General features: G+C 38.0%; 16 protein-coding genes. 13 read left to right on the top strand and 3 right to left on the bottom strand.

Annotation, left to right across the window (positions count from 1 at the left end; all coding sequences use genetic code 11):
- Positions 1 to 173: 173 nt before the first annotated feature.
- The gene (locus ACIQ1H_RS10105) at positions 174 to 956 is read right to left on the bottom strand and encodes an enoyl-ACP reductase FabI (protein WP_173478431.1); all 783 of its coding nucleotides are present in this window, start codon (positions 954 to 956) and stop codon (positions 174 to 176) included.
- 218 nt (positions 957 to 1174) lie between these two features.
- The gene (locus tag ACIQ1H_RS10100) at positions 1175 to 1423 is read right to left on the bottom strand and encodes a ferredoxin (protein WP_173478432.1); all 249 of its coding nucleotides are present in this window, start codon (positions 1421 to 1423) and stop codon (positions 1175 to 1177) included.
- 105 nt (positions 1424 to 1528) lie between these two features.
- Here ACIQ1H_RS10100 and ACIQ1H_RS10095 point away from each other — a divergent pair, with 105 nt between their 5' ends.
- From ACIQ1H_RS10095 to ACIQ1H_RS10065, 7 genes are all read left to right on the top strand, one after another.
- Positions 1529 to 2557 carry a YpbB family protein gene (locus ACIQ1H_RS10095; protein WP_402888503.1) on the top strand — a complete coding sequence of 343 codons (1029 nt, stop codon included), beginning with the start codon at positions 1529 to 1531 and terminating at the stop codon, positions 2555 to 2557.
- Positions 2558 to 4000 carry a RecQ family ATP-dependent DNA helicase gene (locus tag ACIQ1H_RS10090; protein ID WP_402888501.1) on the top strand — a complete coding sequence of 481 codons (1443 nt, stop codon included), beginning with the start codon at positions 2558 to 2560 and terminating at the stop codon, positions 3998 to 4000.
- 88 nt (positions 4001 to 4088) lie between these two features.
- The gene (locus tag ACIQ1H_RS10085) at positions 4089 to 4805 is read left to right on the top strand and encodes a LysM peptidoglycan-binding domain-containing protein (protein WP_402888499.1); all 717 of its coding nucleotides are present in this window, start codon (positions 4089 to 4091) and stop codon (positions 4803 to 4805) included.
- A gap of 159 nt (positions 4806 to 4964) precedes the next feature.
- Complete coding sequence (locus ACIQ1H_RS10080; RefSeq protein WP_173478436.1) at positions 4965 to 5720, top strand: metallophosphoesterase; 756 nt, start codon at positions 4965 to 4967, stop codon at positions 5718 to 5720.
- Between the two features lie 144 nt (positions 5721 to 5864).
- Positions 5865 to 6827, top strand: coding sequence for a YpdA family putative bacillithiol disulfide reductase (locus tag ACIQ1H_RS10075; protein WP_402888497.1), 963 nt, complete (start codon positions 5865 to 5867; stop codon positions 6825 to 6827).
- Positions 6828 to 6901: 74 nt separating this feature from the next.
- Positions 6902 to 7462, top strand: a complete 561-nt coding sequence (locus tag ACIQ1H_RS10070; RefSeq protein WP_402888496.1) for a glycerol-3-phosphate acyltransferase — start codon at positions 6902 to 6904, stop codon at positions 7460 to 7462.
- A 4-nt stretch (positions 7463 to 7466) separates the two neighbouring features.
- A complete protein-coding gene (locus ACIQ1H_RS10065; protein WP_402888494.1) occupies positions 7467 to 9008 on the top strand; it encodes an aminotransferase class V-fold PLP-dependent enzyme in 1542 nt (513 codons plus the stop codon).
- A 64-nt stretch (positions 9009 to 9072) separates the two neighbouring features.
- Here ACIQ1H_RS10065 and ACIQ1H_RS10060 read toward each other — a convergent pair whose 3' ends face one another.
- The gene (locus ACIQ1H_RS10060) at positions 9073 to 10041 is read right to left on the bottom strand and encodes an asparaginase (protein ID WP_402888493.1); all 969 of its coding nucleotides are present in this window, start codon (positions 10039 to 10041) and stop codon (positions 9073 to 9075) included.
- Positions 10042 to 10123: 82 nt separating this feature from the next.
- Here ACIQ1H_RS10060 and prsW point away from each other — a divergent pair, with 82 nt between their 5' ends.
- From prsW to rpsA, 6 genes are all read left to right on the top strand, one after another.
- Complete coding sequence (gene prsW, locus ACIQ1H_RS10055; RefSeq protein ID WP_173478441.1) at positions 10124 to 10798, top strand: glutamic-type intramembrane protease PrsW; 675 nt, start codon at positions 10124 to 10126, stop codon at positions 10796 to 10798.
- 98 nt (positions 10799 to 10896) lie between these two features.
- On the top strand, positions 10897 to 11745 hold the full coding sequence (gene sleB, locus ACIQ1H_RS10050) for a spore cortex-lytic enzyme (RefSeq protein ID WP_402888491.1): 849 nt from the start codon (positions 10897 to 10899) through the stop codon (positions 11743 to 11745).
- A 16-nt stretch (positions 11746 to 11761) separates the two neighbouring features.
- The gene (locus ACIQ1H_RS10045; protein WP_402888489.1) at positions 11762 to 13045 is read left to right on the top strand and encodes a PepSY1/2 domain-containing protein; all 1284 of its coding nucleotides are present in this window, start codon (positions 11762 to 11764) and stop codon (positions 13043 to 13045) included.
- Positions 13046 to 13130: 85 nt separating this feature from the next.
- Entirely contained in the window at positions 13131 to 13790 is a 660-nt protein-coding gene (locus ACIQ1H_RS10040) for a flagellar brake protein (protein ID WP_402888488.1), read from the top strand.
- Between the two features lie 83 nt (positions 13791 to 13873).
- The gene (cmk, locus tag ACIQ1H_RS10035) at positions 13874 to 14548 is read left to right on the top strand and encodes a (d)CMP kinase (RefSeq protein WP_402888487.1); all 675 of its coding nucleotides are present in this window, start codon (positions 13874 to 13876) and stop codon (positions 14546 to 14548) included.
- Positions 14549 to 14650: 102 nt separating this feature from the next.
- Positions 14651 to 15787, top strand: a complete 1137-nt coding sequence (rpsA, locus tag ACIQ1H_RS10030) for a 30S ribosomal protein S1 (protein WP_173478446.1) — start codon at positions 14651 to 14653, stop codon at positions 15785 to 15787.
- Positions 15788 to 15911 lie beyond the last annotated feature (124 nt).

Here is a 15911-nt window from a genome sequence, read left to right as displayed (position 1 = left end):
CAGACGAGTGACTCCTGCGGGAACAGCACAAAACGTAAGCCGCAACAGGCGGCGCGACAGCGACGGTTGTGGCTTACGATGTGCCCGCGGAAAGCACGCGTCGTAGCGGACATCCATGGTACGCAAAAAAAGTGTTAGATTGATTGTCGTCAATCCAACACTTTTGTCTTTTATTAACCCATAATATTGTAGCCAGCATCAATGTAAATTGTTTCGCCTGTTACCCCACGTGATAGGTGAGATAGCATTACAATTGTCATATCAGCTACTTCATCTTGTTGAACATTGCGTTTTAACGGCGCAGTTTCTTCGATTTTGTGTAAAATCGTATTGAAAGAAGGAACACCTTTTGCAGCTAGTGTACGTATAGCACCTGCAGAAATAGCATTTACACGGATATTGTCCTGACCAATATCAGCAGCTAAATAGCGCATTGACGCTTCTAATGCAGCTTTGGCAACACCCATTACGTTATAGCCATCAAGTACACGCTCAGCACCTAAGTAACTCATCGTTACAATAGAGCCACCTTCTGTCATGTATGGGTGTGCTGCTTTTGCAGTTGAAATAAGTGAATACGCACTTGTATCTTGCGCGAATGCATAGCCATCACGTGTTGTTTCTAAAAAGCGATTGTGTAAGTCTTCCGCATTGGCAAATGCGACAGAGTGAACAATACCATGGATAACGCCAACTTTTGCACCGATTGTATCGAAGGCAGCTTTTGTACTGTCATCGCTGTTAACATCACATTGTACGACAAATGCATCTGCTTGCCCGTAGTTTTCAAGTTGTTTTTGTAATTTTTTTAATGAACGCTCTTGGCGATATGTAAAAATAACATTAGCGCCTACGTCGAATAAACGTTTTGCAATCCCCCAAGCAATACTGCGGTCGTTTGCAACACCCATAACGACAATGTTTTTATCTTTTAATTGTAATAAATTGTCCATCATTTATAAGAACCCCTTTACGAAATAATATCTGTTATTAGTACCAACTACTAAAATCTTAGCATACATAAATTATGGTTGCAATAACAAGATGAAAAGAGCATAAAACTTCATTTGTATTTGCCTTTATTTGCCTTTGATAAATAATGATGAACCGTATAGAAAACAAAACGATACAAAAAGGCACCCTAAGTAGGATGCCTTTTTTAGTAAGGATTTTACTATTCGAATTTTAAAGAGTCGCCATCAAAAGGTTCTTCAGCCACTTTAATAGAATCTGTTGGGCAACCTTCAAAAGCGTCTTGCATGTCTTCTAGTAGATCTTCTGGAACTTCGGCAGTTCCCATGTTATCATCTAAAATAACGAAGGCAATTCCTTCATCATCATAATCATAAATATCGGGTGCTGCGGCTCCGCATGCGCCACAAGCGATGCATGTATCTTTATCAACAATTGTGTATTTAGCCATTTCTTTCTCTCCTTTTACGATGGTCCTACAAAGCTTCATACTCATTTTAAAGATGTTTAACTTACATTTCAACCTAATACTATTAAATTGGAGGAATTTGCTTCAATGTTTTATCAAATTTTATTGCAAATCTTTCAAAAACTTAATAATGAGCGAACCGTTTCTGCAGCTTATCATATCCTAAGAGGAAAGCGCTCAGGCCAGACAATTCAAGATGTTGGACTGTTTCAGCTCCATAACTATTTTGGCTTACTCCCAAAACTACCCCGTGCGACATTTGACGAGGCTGTAGCAACCTTTTTGCAATATAGTTGGTTAAGTATGCAGGAATCTGGTCATTATTCCATGAAAAAGCTAGGTTTACAACGAGCGGAGCAAACATCTACTTTTTTATTTGACGGCTGGCATTATCGAGGAAATGAGCATGTGTTTTTTGCTCGTCTATCTTTAATCGTCCAAAGTCTATCTTATCAAAAAGAGGGGATTCGCTCATTTTCTCCTATTAGTAAGGATGTACAAGTTCAATCATGGGTACGTACTTTTCTACAGGACAATCAGTATCAATTAGGACAATTACAGCAACACTTACATGAAGAATGTCTTCGTATTTTTGCTGTTTTACCTGTATCAGATAGCAATAAACAACTTGTTCTTTATCGATTGAGTGGCCATAGTCTACCTGGTTGGACATGGCAGCAGCTTTCTAGTGAACGTAAGGAAACTGTGCTAGATAGTCAATTAGCATTTATTGAATTACTACATACATTAATGAATGAAGTGCATGCAACAAATAACTACCCGTTACTTGGTCAAATGGCTGCAGACCTTCGAGTGAAGGCATTACTGACTGATTCTGCACAACAAACCGCCTATTTATATGAACAAGGTTATTCAATTGAACAAATAGTGCAAATAAGGAAATTGAAACAAAGTACGATTGAGGACCATTTAGTTGAATTAGCGATGAATGAACCGAACTTTTCGATTGGCCCATTCGTCTCATATGAAGAGGCGGAAAAAGTTTGGCAGGCTTCTAAGAAATACCAAACAAAAAAATTAAAAGCATTGCATGATGTAGTAAAAGATATGAGTTATTTCCAGCTGAGACTTGTCCTCGCGAAAGGGGAAGTATAAATGGAACTAGAGCAAACATTAGCAAAGCATTTTGGCTATACGACATTCAGACCAGGTCAAAAGGAAGTAATCGAAGCAATTTTAGATGGAAAAGATGTTATTGCGTTATTACCAACTGGCATGGGTAAATCGCTGTGCTATCAATTGCCAGCATATCTATTGCAAAAGCCTGTATTAATTGTGTCTCCTTTATTGTCTTTAATGCAGGACCAGGTAGAGCAGCTTAAACGATTTGGTGAAAAAAGAGTAGTCGCATTAAATTCATTTTTAGCAGCAGATGAAAAACGATATGCCCTGCATTTTTTAGAACAATATCGCTTTATTTTTACGTCTCCAGAAATGCTTTTACAACAACAGGTGCAGGAAAAGTTAGCAAACATGTCATTAAGTCTTATTGTAGTGGATGAAGCGCATTGTATTTCGCAATGGGGTTTCGATTTTCGTCCAGATTATTTGCGTATTGGAGAATGGTTTTCGCAAAGCAATCGCCCGCCAGTGTTAGCTTTGTCTGCGACTGCAACGCAAAAAGTAATTAAGGATATTCGTACTACACTTGCGCTAAACGCCCCATTTGAATTTATGTATAATGTGGATCGTCCTAATATTCATCTTGGACGTGTTGGATTTGAGGATAGGGCGGATAAAGCAAGATGGATTTTAGACCATGTCAAAAAAACAGCTGGTCCAGGGATTTTATATATGTCATCACGTAAGCGAGCAGAGCAATATTGTGAAACATTTATACAAGCAGGTATTCGGGCTGCCGCTTATCATGCGGGGTATAGTGCGGAGGATCGTCAATTTATTCAACAGCAATTTATTGATGGGGAGTTAGATTGGATTGTAGCGACCAATGCATTTGGTATGGGTATTAATAAGGCGGATATTCGACAAGTAATACATGAATCCATGCCAGCGAATGTCGCTAATTATATGCAAGAAATTGGACGCGCAGGACGTGATGGAAATCCAGCTTTAGCAATTTTACTTTATAGTGAAGGTGACGAGGAGCTTGCGAAATTTGTTGTAACAGGCGATTTACCGTCAGCAAGTCATGTGGATCGTTATCAAGAACTTGTGATGCAACATATCGAGCCAGCACAAATGTTGAAAAATGGTGAGTTGAGTGAAACTGCTTTTCGTGTGCTTGATTATTGGTACCATCAGGAATCTGTTCAGGAAGTGAAAGCGCGACTTAATTATTTTGCACTTGAAAAATATCAGGCAGTTGATGAAATGTTAAAAATTACTCAGACAAAAGACTGTATTCGTGAGCAGCTTGTCGGGTATTTTGGGCAAAAATTGCAGAAAAAACCTGAAATCTGTTGTGAAAATTGTGGAATCCATTATGATGAAATCAATATAGCACGCGTTATGGAACCGAAAAAAGTAGAAATGGTTGCATGGGAAAGTCGATTAAAACAGCTTTTATTAAGCGAGTAGACTGTAATTGACGGTCATTTACTTTTTTCGCAAAATTCGTCATAATAGAATGATAGAAGAATGCGTAGCAAGGTTGGAGGAAAGTCGAATGAGTAAAGAAGACTATCGTGATAAAATCGAAGAACATCGTCAGTCATTTGAAGAAGAACAACAAGAACAGCAAAATCTATCGAGAGTTTCAAGAATGAATAAAAATGGAAGCAATAACAAAAAGCCGAAAAATACAAAACGTAAATCACCGTTAATGACGATACTTTTTGTTACATTTATTTTAATTCCATTAACTATATTAATTTATTTCGTGCAATTCTATGATCCTGGTAAAACGATTGAAGAAGCCGAAAAAGATACGATGGATTCTGTTGTAGAAATTGATAAGACTGGTAGTAAAGCGGAAGCATCCACATCAGCTGATAAAGACAAAGATGATAAAGCAAACGACGAAGCTAAAGCACAGGCTCAAAAAGACGCTGAAAAGTTAGCTGCACAACAAAAGGCGGCAGAAGAAGCGAAAAAAGCCGAAGAGGCAAAAAAAGCTGAAGAAGCTAAGGTAGCACAGCAACAGGCTGAGGCAGCTAAGAAAGCTGAAGAAGCGAAAAAAGCTGAGCAAGCACGTAAAGCAGAACAAGAAAAGCAAAATGCTGCAAAAGCAAAAACACATACAGTTAAAGCAAATGAAAATCTATATCGTATTGCATTAAATTACTACGGTGATGGTAGTGAAGCAACGTTAGCGAAAATCCGAGCGGCGAACGGCATGCCTAATGACACTGTATTTGTTGGGCAAGTCATTAAACTACCGTAAGAAAAATGGTGTCATTCTTTGGCAATGATGTTTTTCTAGTATAAAATAAAGGACAAACGTCAACACCAATGAATGGTTGAGGCAAACGTCTGATTAGCAAAAAGGCGATTCTACAGCATAATGAATCGTCTTTTTGTTGTCATAAGGAGAAGTGAGGGAATGATATATATTGGACTATTTCTTTTAATAGTTATCGCCTTCCTACTCTATATGTGGAAGGTCGCGCACGAAAATAATGTGTTGCATCATCAATTATCACTCAAAGGTGAACAAGAAACGATTCGTTTATTTTTTATTTCAGATACGCATTTACGGAAAATTAATCGTCCCATGATAGAACGATTATCAGGCACATTCGATGCGGTAATAATCGGTGGGGATTTTGCAGATAGCCGCACACCTATTCAACGTATTCATGACAATCTAGATTTATTGACACCGCTAGGACCTACTTATTTTGTTTGGGGGAATAATGATAGAGAAGTAGGCGAGGAGCAGTTTCGAGATATTTTACAACAACACAATGTTAAAATTATCGCCAATGATGCAATTCTATTACCTAATAAGAATCGCTTATGGATAAGTGCTATTGAAGATACTTCTACGATGCAATATAGTTTTGATGCTGCTTTTGAAAAAGTTGGCGAGGATGATTTAGTCGTTTTTATTTCACATAATCCTGGTGTCTTTGCTAGAGTACGTGCGAAGTTTAGAGCGGATTTAATGATTGGTGGACATTTGCATGGTGGTCAAATAAGAGTAGGACCTTATGGTGTTCATCCACTTGGTTCTTATCGGGAACGCGAGGGTGTGATGACACTTGTGAGTAACGGCTATGGCACAACACTATTGCCATTCCGTTTAGGCGCGAAACCTGAATGTCATATAATTGATATTGACATTTCGGGTAAATAAACAACCAATAATGCGCAGAAGGCGTATAATGGAAACGAGCGTTATTTTTTAAAATGTAGAGTTCCAAAATAGGAATATAATCTGCATGAAAGCAAAGCATCTGTGGTTTATACACGGATGTCTATTTGATAGGAGTGTCAAACAATGCAACAAGTTGATGCAATTATTGTTGGAGGAGGCCCTTGTGGTTTAGCGGCAGCAATATCTTTACAAAAAATTGGTTTACGACCGATTGTCATCGAAAAAGGAAATATCGTTAATGCCATTTACAACTATCCAACACATCAAACTTTTTTTAGTACGAGTGAACGTTTAGCCATTGGTGACGTACCATTCATTATTGAGGGGCGCAAGCCAAAGCGAAATCAAGCACTTGTTTATTATCGCGAGGTAGTACGCTTGAAAAAAATTCAAGTTAACCGTTTTGAAAAAGTCGGAAGTGTTGTGAAAAATGGAGAGATTTTTAAGGTAACGACGGATAAGGATGTATATGAAACACCATATGTTGTAGTAGCGACAGGTTACTATGATCATCCGAACTATATGGATATTCCTGGTGAAGGATTACCAAAAGTTCACCATTACTTTAAAGAAGGGCATGAATTTTTTGATACGGATGTCCTTGTAATCGGTGGGAAAAATTCAGCTGTAGATGCAGCGTTAGAATTAAACAAGGCTGGAGCACGTGTCACAGTTGTATATCGTGGCAGTGAATATTCACCAAGCGTTAAGCCGTGGGTTTTACCTGAATTTGACGGTGTTGTACGTAACGGAGAAGTTACAATGCACTTTAATACAAATGTAGTTGAAATACGGGAGCATGAAGTGGTAATAAATATTGACGGTCGTGAAGAAGTATTAAAAAATGACTTTGTTTTTGCTATGACTGGTTACCATCCAGATCATTCGTTTATCCGAGCGATGGGTGTGACGATAGACGAGGAAACAGGCCGACCATTTTGTCAACCTGACACAATGGAAACAAATGTAGCAGGCCTATTTATTGCTGGGGTCATCGCAGCAGGCAATAACGCCAATGAAATTTTTATTGAAAATGGACGTTTCCATGGTGATTGTATCGCACAAACAATTGCAGAAAGAAGATAAATAAAGAAGCTGTATAGGCGTGACTGCTTATACAGCTTCTTTTAGAATAGTGTGTCTATAAAAGGTGGGGGAAAATGACTTGGTTATATTGGATAATTAGCTATTTTATTGGAAACTTTTTGACGGCTTTTTTCGTTGGAAAAGTATATGGTGTCAATTTGCAACAAGAGCGTAGTAAAAACCTAGGTGCGCGAAATGCAGGGAGTGTACTAGGAAAGGCTGCATTTATGTGGACGTTTTTGGGTGATTCACTAAAAGGTGTTCTTATTGTGTTGTTAGGTAATTTTTGGAATTTAGAACAGTCGGCAATTGTTGTAGGTGGATGTCTCGTTATAATCGGACATATGTATCCTATGTGGCTGAAATTTCATGGTGGCAAAGGTGTGGCAACATTTATCGGTGTTGGGCTTGCCTTATCACCGACTTTATTTACCATGATGATTGTTGGCACTGCACTAGTGTTTAGTATAACGAGAAGCCTTACGCTTGGCATGTTAGGTGGCTTCGTGTTTTACATTGGAGCGATTGGACTAACAGGTCATTTATCGCTATACATACCGTTGCTTGTTGCGATTATTTGTATGTTGATTAAGCATACATCGAATATTAAGGAGTCTTTAAGAAGAGGGAAGTGATTGTATGTACTGGTGTAAAGTCGCACAGACAGAAAAGGAATTTGATGCGATCGCGCAGTTGAATTATGAAACCTTTGTTGAAGAAATTCCACAGCATGAACCAAATACGATGAAAAGAAAAGTAGATCGTTTCCATCAAGAAAATACGTATTTAGTTGTTTATAAAGGAACTGAGCTGATTGGCATGTTAGCTTTTCGAGATCAACGACCGTTTTCAATTGATGAAAAAATTGGTGAAGTGGAGCAGTATTTACCTAAGGAAATTTGTACAAAACTTTGTGAAATTCGTTTGCTTGCAGTAAAAAAGCAATATCGTACAGGCCGTGTATTATTAAGATTGACACAGGCATTAAATGCTTTTGCATATGAAAAAGGCTATTCAGCAGCTGTAATTTCAGGAACTACGCGTGAAGAAAAATTGTATAAGCAAATGGGCTTTACCCAATTTGCACCAGCAGTAGGTACAGCAGAAGCTATGTTTTTACCAATGGTATTAACAAGGCAACAATTTGAACAGTCCTTACAACAAAAACTGGCACAGGAAAGTTATACATTTTACCCAGGGCCAGTTAAACAGCAAGGGGCTATTTTGTATTCGGACATATCGCACCGATCTCAAGCCTTTCAATCATTATATGGATACATGCGTAACAAGTTATTGGAATTATCAAATGCAAAGTATATCGCAACATTAGTAGGAACAGGGACATTAGCGAATGAAGTGATGCTCGGACAGCTCAAGGCACAAAAAATGGGGCATGGACTTATTTTAACGAATGGAGAATTTGGAGAACGTCTTCATAAGCAGGCTGAGCGCTGGTCCTTAGATTTCGATGTCGTGACGCAAGAGTGGGGAAGCGCATTTAATTTGCGGTCATTGGAGGCTTTATTGCAAGCAGGTTCCTATCAATGGCTACTAATGGTGCATGGGGAAACTTCAACAGGTACATGTAATGATTTAGAAGGAATTTTACAACTGGTTAAGCACTATAATGTAAAGCTTTGTGTTGATTGTATTAGCTCATTTGGAGCTATGCCGTTTTCATTAGCTGAGTGCTACTTAGCAACTGCGGTGAGTGGTAAAGCGTTAGGAGCACTTAGTGGCTTGTCATTTGTCTTTTCTCAAGAACTTGTGGAGCCATCCACAACTATTCCTGCTTACTTGGATTTAGCTAATTATCAGCAAGGTGCTATTCCTTCTACGCTACCAGCAGTACTGATTGGCAATGTAGTAGATGCTTTACAAGCTTATCCAGCGCGCTATAGTCAACTACAACAGCACTTTGAAGCGCTGCTGCAGCTACCATTTATGGACTATCGCTTACCAACTACAGCGTATCCAATGATTTTAACCATTCAATGTCCAAGGAAACTCATTAATTTATCAACTGATTTAAAATTGAACGGCTTATATGTCCATGGAGATAGTGAATATTTACGTAAGCGAAATTTTATCCAGCTATCAATAATCCAACCTGATTTTGAGTTTGCGCTAGGTCGCCTACGTGAGCTGTTAACTTATTATGAGCAAACTGTAAATGTATAAGCGATAAATTATGCTTTATCGGCTATTCACCGTTTAAGTGGCGTTAACGAGAAATTCATAGGACTTACTGGAAAAATTCCTTTAAGTCCAATGGATTTCCTTCTTTGTTTAAACCGATAAGTAATTTTAATCGTGCCTTTTGCCCGTTAATACCTGTCGCAAAAATTGCGCCTAAGTCTTCTAGCATCTTACCACCACCAACATAACCATATACGCCTTCAGCAATGCCATTGAAGCATCGAGAGACAAGAACAACAGGGATACCACGTTCCAACAGACTTTCAATGCCTTTGACAACGGTTGGTGGAACATTCCCTTGTCCAAGGCCTTCAAGTACAACACCGTCGTACTGACAGGCAAGCACTACGTCAAGTAAATCTACTTCCATCCCTGCATAGACCTTCAGCATGGCTACTCGTTTCTCTAAGCCTTGTATGTCTACATATTGGCGGCGAATTGGGGCATGATGAAACAAAATACGCGATTTTGTAATAAGTCCGATTGGGCCGTATTGTGGCGATTGAAACGTATTGACTGAACTAGTGCTTGTTTTCGTAGTGTTAACGGCAAGATGAACCTCGTCGTTCATTACAACAAGCACTCCTTTGTCACGTGCTTCGTCATCTACAGCTACGCGAACTGCTTCAACTAGATTGTAGATGCCGTCTGCACCTAACTCATTAGAGGAACGCATTGCACCCGTCAAGACAATAGGAATGGATAAATTGGTTGTTAACTCTAAGAAATAAGCTGTTTCTTCTAAAGTATCCGTGCCATGTGTAATGACAACACCATCGAATTGCTCAGTTGAAGTTTTTTCCATAATTAAATTACGTAAACTAAGCATTTCTTGTGGTGTAATATGCGGTGAAGGTAAATTAAATGCCTCCACTTCTTTAATAGATGCAAGTGTATCAAGTTTTTTACTTTCTTTTATTAGTGGATTTTCCTTATTTGGCATAACCGCCCCTTCTTCACTCATTGCCATGGAAATTGTTCCGCCAGTATGAATTAATAAAATTGTTTTTCTCATAAAAAATAAATCTCCTTTTAAAAAATTTTTTGTCATTACATGGTATAATGATATCAGTCTATTGTTGAAAGGAGCCGGCAACATGATCATCCTTTTATCAGCTGCCATTGCTCCAGGTCTAGCGCTTTTTAGTTACTTCTATTTGCGCAATCAAATGGCAACGGAGCCACGAAAAACACTACTTCAAACGTTTTTGTATGGTGCTTTTTTAACATTCCCTATCTTGTTTTTACAGTATGTATTAACAGAAGAAGGGGTTTTTCAATATCTGTATTTACAAGATGTCCTTTTTTCCAGTGTCATTGAAGAGTTTTTTAAATGGTTTGTACTGTTAATAGCTATCTACAATCATGTAGAATTTGATGATCCTTATGATGGTATATTGTATGGTGCAAGTATATCTCTTGGATTTGCGACGATTGAAAATGTATTGTATTTATTTTCTTTTGGTTTGAATACAGCATTTATGCGAGCATTACTACCCGTATCAAGTCACGCTCTGTTTGGTGTAGTAATGGGCTATTATTATGGTCGTGCAAAGTTTTCAAAGCATGCAAAGACAAAAGAAATGATTGCGATGGCAATTTGCGCACCAGTCGTATTACACATTTTATACAATACAATATTATCATTTAAAGGACATTGGGTATATTTAATGATACCGTTTATGCTATTTTTATGGTGGTTTGGTTTACGTAAAGTAAAGCTTGCGCATTATCATCTTATCCAACATTTGCATATGCATAAAAAAATATAAAAGCGTAGAAATCTTAAAAGGATTTCTACGTTTTTTCTATTTTATGAATGTATAAAAAGTGCTGTTTGTTTCAAGCTATAAAAAAAGGAGTGATGATTGTGCGTTTATTAAGTATACTTTTTGCTTTCATTCTTGCGATTAGTATAGTCTCGATTCCACAAAATAACGCAACAGCGTTTAGCGATCAACAAATTACCCGCGGTGCGTATGGAGATGATGTCATTGAATTACAGGCTAGACTACAATACTTAGGATTTTATAAAAGTAAAATTGACGGGAAATTTGGCTACAACACTTACTGGGCATTACGAAATTTCCAAGAGAAATATGGAATACCAGTAGATGGTATAGCAGGCACAAAGACGAAAAAAGCATTAGCAGGATATTCAGATTACGATGAAAAATGGGTGAAAGCGCAATTAAAAGCAGGCAATCAGTTTACCTATTATGGTGGTGTTCCACTTGATCAGCAGGTGAAAAGTACTGGTAATGCTGGTGGAAACGCTGGCGGTGGCGGTGGCGGTACAGCAAATAATGAAAGCACTGGTAGTAGTAATAATAATGGGACAGATACACAAATTCCACCAAAGTATACGGAACGTGATTTACAGCTTATTGCCAATGCAGTTTACGGAGAGGCTAGGGGAGAACCATATGAAGGCCAAGTAGCCGTAGCCGCTGTTATTTTAAATAGATTAGAAAGTCCAGATTTTCCGAACACAATATCAGGAATAATTTTCCAACCTTTAGCATTTACAGCAGTAGCAGATGGTCAAATTTGGCTAGAACCAAACCAGCGTGCAAAAGAAGCAGTTATCGATGCAATGAATGGCTGGGATCCATCAGAAAATGCACTGTATTATTTTAACCCTAAAACAGCAACAAGTAAGTGGATTTGGTCTCGTCCTCAAATAAAACAAATAGGTGAGCATATTTTCTGTTCATAAGAAAGGAGGAAAATAGATGAGAACAATGCTCGTTATTTTAACAGTAGCCGTTATCGGTTTAGGAGCATATAGTATTGATTTACATGGAGATAAAGAAAGTTTACAACGTACAGTACATGCGCAGTATACAGAAAAACTAACGGATGCCTCTGAAAAATTATCGTACTTACAAAGAGCAGTTTCGCAATCCTTATTATTTAAGGATGAACAGGCTATCCACAGTGAGCTAGATTCTATTTGGCGACTAAGCTCAGAAGTACGTTCATCAATTTCAAATATTCCCATTGGGCAAGAGCTTTCTAGTCAGTGGCTAGGTTATTTAGGAAGACTTGGTGATGAAGCGAAAAAAACCGCGAAGTCGGGAGATTATGAAGAGTGGCGTAAAAAAATGCCGCAAATCTCCACTAATTTGCAAGCTTTATCTGACGAATGGACAACTGCAACTGTTGATTATTATAAACAAGATGGAAATATGGATGTTTGGACGCGCCAAGTAGACAATAAAAATCCTAATACATCATTTGATAATATTAAGAAGACACTAAAAGATTATGGTGAGAGTGATTTCCCACTTACATTAAGTGAATCAGATTGGCAGAAAAAATTAGAATTAAAAGCATTACAAGATTCAGTCATTACAGAAAAAGAAGCGCTAGAAAAAGTGAAAAAACTATTCCCAATTATTAAAGATGCTACGTTTACTGTTACAAAAAGTAGCGATACAGCGCCATATCCGTTTTATCACATACAGTTCCATCAAGGTATTCGTTTAGGCTATGTCGACGTAACTGAAAAGGGAGGACACTTACTATCCTATTTAGTTGAACGTCCTGTAGATGAGGCTAAGCTTTCACAAGAGGAAGTTATTAAAAAAGCGGAAGAACATTTAAAGAGACTTGAGATGAAAGATGTTGCTTTTGTTGAGTCACGTGAAAACCATTTAGCTTGGCATGTTACATTTGCACGCGTTCATCCTGGTGATAATGCATTAATTTATGCAGATGGTGTACAATTAAAAATTGCAAAAGATACTGGAGAATTACTTGGTGCAAATGCAATGGAATATATACAAGAAGAATCGATAAAGCCACAAAAAGCTAATCCAATTGATTGGAAAACTTTCTTTGACGACAATGTACGTGTTGAAGAAGTAAGAAATATATATACGGATAACGGACAATTCGAACAACGTCTATGCTATGAAGTCATTGCCGTTCGAGACGAACAAGTCCAAGAAACGTTCCGAATTGTAGTAGATGCTGAAAATCACAATGTGTTAAAAGTAGAATATTTAACTTAAGTCTAGAAAAAGCTCCCAGTTCATATAGCCAAAATTTACATCCCATGCAATAATAGGGGTATATATATTGTTCGGGGAGATGCTCATGGAAATTAAAATTGGTACACTACTACAACTTGAACCTACTTATACAGAACGTATTGAAAAATTCCGCTGTAAAGTAGTTGAACAAAGAGACAATATAATTTATATTGATTATCCAACAAATGTAATAACTAAAAAAACAGCCTTTTTAATAGATGGTTCTGAATTTAGGGCAACCTTTCGAACAGAAGATAAACAATCTTACGCCTTCAATACAGAAGTAATCGGTCGCAAAGCTGGTAATATACCGATGATTATGTTGCACTGCCCTCAAGAGGATGAGTTTATCAAAATTCAACGCCGCGAATACGTTCGTGTGGAAACACCTGTCGATGTGGCAGTGCAATTTAAAGATAATAAATACCAGCTTGTAACAACAGATATTAGTGCAGGCGGACTGGCACTTATTTTAAAAGGCAACATAGCCTTTCAAGATGGCGATGACATTAAGCTAACGATTGTCTTGCCATTTGCCAATGGCGACGTGAATTACGTCGTTACAGATGCAACAGTTGTTCGAATATTTGAAAAAGATGACAAGACAATTGCTACCATTCAATTAACGGATACGGATGATATTGATCAACAACATATTGTACGTTTTTGCTTTGAACGACAGCTATTAAATCGCCGTAAAGAAATAAACCCATTCGATGATTAAATTGACAGTAGCCCTCTTGCTCGTGGAGGGCTTTTTTTTATTAGTATGTTACAATATGGTGTGAAAGAAAGTAGGGGAGCATAATGAAAAAAAACATTCAAATTGCGATTGACGGTCCTGCAGGCGCTGGAAAAAGCACAATCGCCAAAATCGTTGCAGAATCACTAGGATTCACGTATATCGATACGGGAGCAATGTATCGAGCAGTTACGTATAAAGCAATGCAACAAAACATACATTTAGATGATGAAGCAAAATTAGCAGAAATGTTAGCAGCTAGCTCAATTGAATTAAAGCCTTCTCCTCAAGGTCAACTTGTTTTTTTAGATGGCGAAAATGTATCTGATGCAATTCGCTCCAATGAAGTAACTTCATCTGTTTCGCAAGTAGCGGCACATGCTAAAGTGCGTGAATTGTTAGTAGCGCAGCAGCAAAAACTTGCCGCTAATGGTGGTGTTGTCATGGATGGACGTGATATTGCGACACATGTATTAAAAAATGCAGAGCTGAAAATCTTTATGTCTGCTACTGTTGAAGAACGTGCAAGACGCCGCTATATTGACAATGAAAAACGAGGAATTGCGTCTTCTATAGAAAAGCTCCAAGAAGATATTGCTTTACGCGATAAAATGGATAGTGAGCGTGAAGCTTCACCACTGATTCAAGCAGCGGATGCCATTTATCTAGACACAACGGAGCTATCAATTGATGCAGCAGCGCAAGCCATTTTAAAATTAGCACAAGAAAAAATGGTATAAATCCTAAAATTTCAGACATTTTTAGAATTTAAAGGATTTATTTTTGTCTTTGTCTTCAATATCGAATAAAATAGTAAGGGAAGATGCGAAGGAGGGTTACATATGTCTGAAGAAATGAACTATGCAGAACAAACGTTTAACGAAGGTGATATCGTCAAAGGTATTGCGGAGCAGGTTGATGAAAAAGCGGTAACTGTTTCAATTCCGGGTGCACCGTTTGACGGTATAGTACCAATAAGTGAATTATCGAGCTTACACATTGAAAAAGCGTCTGACGCTATCTCCGTTGGGGATGAGTTAGAATTGATGATTACAAAAGTTGAAGAGGAAAACTATGTATTATCAAAACGTAAAGTAGATGCCTTAAAAGCATGGGATACACTAGAACAACAATATGCTGCTGGGGAAGTTTTCGAAGCGGAAGTAAAGGATATTGTTAAAGGTGGTCTTGTTGTAGATTTAGGAGTACGTGGGTTCGTTCCAGCATCCCTAGTAGAAGATTATTTTGTCGATGATTTTGAAGATTATAAAGGGAAAGTACTAAGCTTTAAAATTGTCGAGCTTGATAAAGAAAAAAATCGCTTAATTTTATCACATCGAGCTGTAGTAGAATCTGAGAAAGCTTCTCAGAAGAAAAATGTAATTAACCAAATTAAAGCTGGCGACGTATTAGATGGTAAAGTACAGCGTATAGCATCATTTGGTGCATTTATTGATCTTGGTGGTATCGATGGACTTGTCCATATCTCACAAGTATCACATGAGCATGTGAGTGATGTCAGTGAGGTATTATCAGAAGGACAAGAAGTAAAAGTGAAGGTTCTTTCTGTAGACCCAGAGAATGAGCGTATTTCGCTATCCATTAAGGATACCGTTCCTGGACCATGGTCGAATATTGAAGAGCGTGCTGCGAAAGGCACAGTGCTTGTAGGGAAAGTAAAACGCCTTACGTCATTTGGTGCTTTTGTAGAAGTGTTCCCTGGAGTGGAAGGCTTAGTGCATATTTCACAAATTGCACATAAGCATATTAATACGCCACATGAAGCGTTGAAAGAAGCGCAAGAGGTACAAGTGAAGGTGCTAGATGTCAACGTTGACGAAGGCCGCCTAGCATTAAGTATTAAAGATTTATTAGAAAATCCAGAGGCTGAAGAAGTAATCGATTATGAATTACCAGAAGAAAACACTGGTTTCTCTCTCGGTGATGTAATTGGCGACCAACTGAAAAACTTTAAATAATCATCAACAGCGAGGATACAATCGTATCCTCGTTTTAGTTTGTTTACAGTCATTTTTGAATTACTGCCGTTGATGTCTATTGCAGGTGGGCTTACTAATGTTCGAGTTTTTTGAATTGTTTGAG

It is taken from the genome of Lysinibacillus sp. NPDC097279, assembly GCF_044761745.1.
In the GTDB taxonomy this organism is placed as follows: domain Bacteria; phylum Bacillota; class Bacilli; order Bacillales_A; family Planococcaceae; genus Lysinibacillus.
Note: the sequence above shows the minus strand (reverse complement) of the source record. Positions and strands in the feature narration are given on the sequence as shown.

What these genes read in the sequence shown, in the direction of transcription:
- ACIQ1H_RS10105 (WP_173478431.1), bottom strand. Translation starts at nt 956, where the DNA reads ATGATGGACAATTTATTACAATTAAAAGATAAAAACATTGTCGTTATG.
- ACIQ1H_RS10100 (WP_173478432.1), bottom strand. Translation starts at nt 1,423, where the DNA reads ATGGCTAAATACACAATTGTTGATAAAGATACATGCATCGCTTGTGGC.
- ACIQ1H_RS10095 (WP_402888503.1), top strand. Translation starts at nt 1,529, where the DNA reads ATGTTTTATCAAATTTTATTGCAAATCTTTCAAAAACTTAATAATGAG.
- ACIQ1H_RS10090 (WP_402888501.1), top strand. Translation starts at nt 2,558, where the DNA reads ATGGAACTAGAGCAAACATTAGCAAAGCATTTTGGCTATACGACATTC.
- ACIQ1H_RS10085 (WP_402888499.1), top strand. Translation starts at nt 4,089, where the DNA reads ATGAGTAAAGAAGACTATCGTGATAAAATCGAAGAACATCGTCAGTCA.
- ACIQ1H_RS10080 (WP_173478436.1), top strand. Translation starts at nt 4,965, where the DNA reads ATGATATATATTGGACTATTTCTTTTAATAGTTATCGCCTTCCTACTC.
- ACIQ1H_RS10075 (WP_402888497.1), top strand. Translation starts at nt 5,865, where the DNA reads ATGCAACAAGTTGATGCAATTATTGTTGGAGGAGGCCCTTGTGGTTTA.
- ACIQ1H_RS10070 (WP_402888496.1), top strand. Translation starts at nt 6,902, where the DNA reads ATGACTTGGTTATATTGGATAATTAGCTATTTTATTGGAAACTTTTTG.
- ACIQ1H_RS10065 (WP_402888494.1), top strand. Translation starts at nt 7,467, where the DNA reads ATGTACTGGTGTAAAGTCGCACAGACAGAAAAGGAATTTGATGCGATC.
- ACIQ1H_RS10060 (WP_402888493.1), bottom strand. Translation starts at nt 10,041, where the DNA reads ATGAGAAAAACAATTTTATTAATTCATACTGGCGGAACAATTTCCATG.
- prsW (WP_173478441.1), top strand. Translation starts at nt 10,124, where the DNA reads ATGATCATCCTTTTATCAGCTGCCATTGCTCCAGGTCTAGCGCTTTTT.
- ACIQ1H_RS10045 (WP_402888489.1), top strand. Translation starts at nt 11,762, where the DNA reads ATGAGAACAATGCTCGTTATTTTAACAGTAGCCGTTATCGGTTTAGGA.
- ACIQ1H_RS10040 (WP_402888488.1), top strand. Translation starts at nt 13,131, where the DNA reads ATGGAAATTAAAATTGGTACACTACTACAACTTGAACCTACTTATACA.
- cmk (WP_402888487.1), top strand. Translation starts at nt 13,874, where the DNA reads ATGAAAAAAAACATTCAAATTGCGATTGACGGTCCTGCAGGCGCTGGA.
- rpsA (WP_173478446.1), top strand. Translation starts at nt 14,651, where the DNA reads ATGTCTGAAGAAATGAACTATGCAGAACAAACGTTTAACGAAGGTGAT.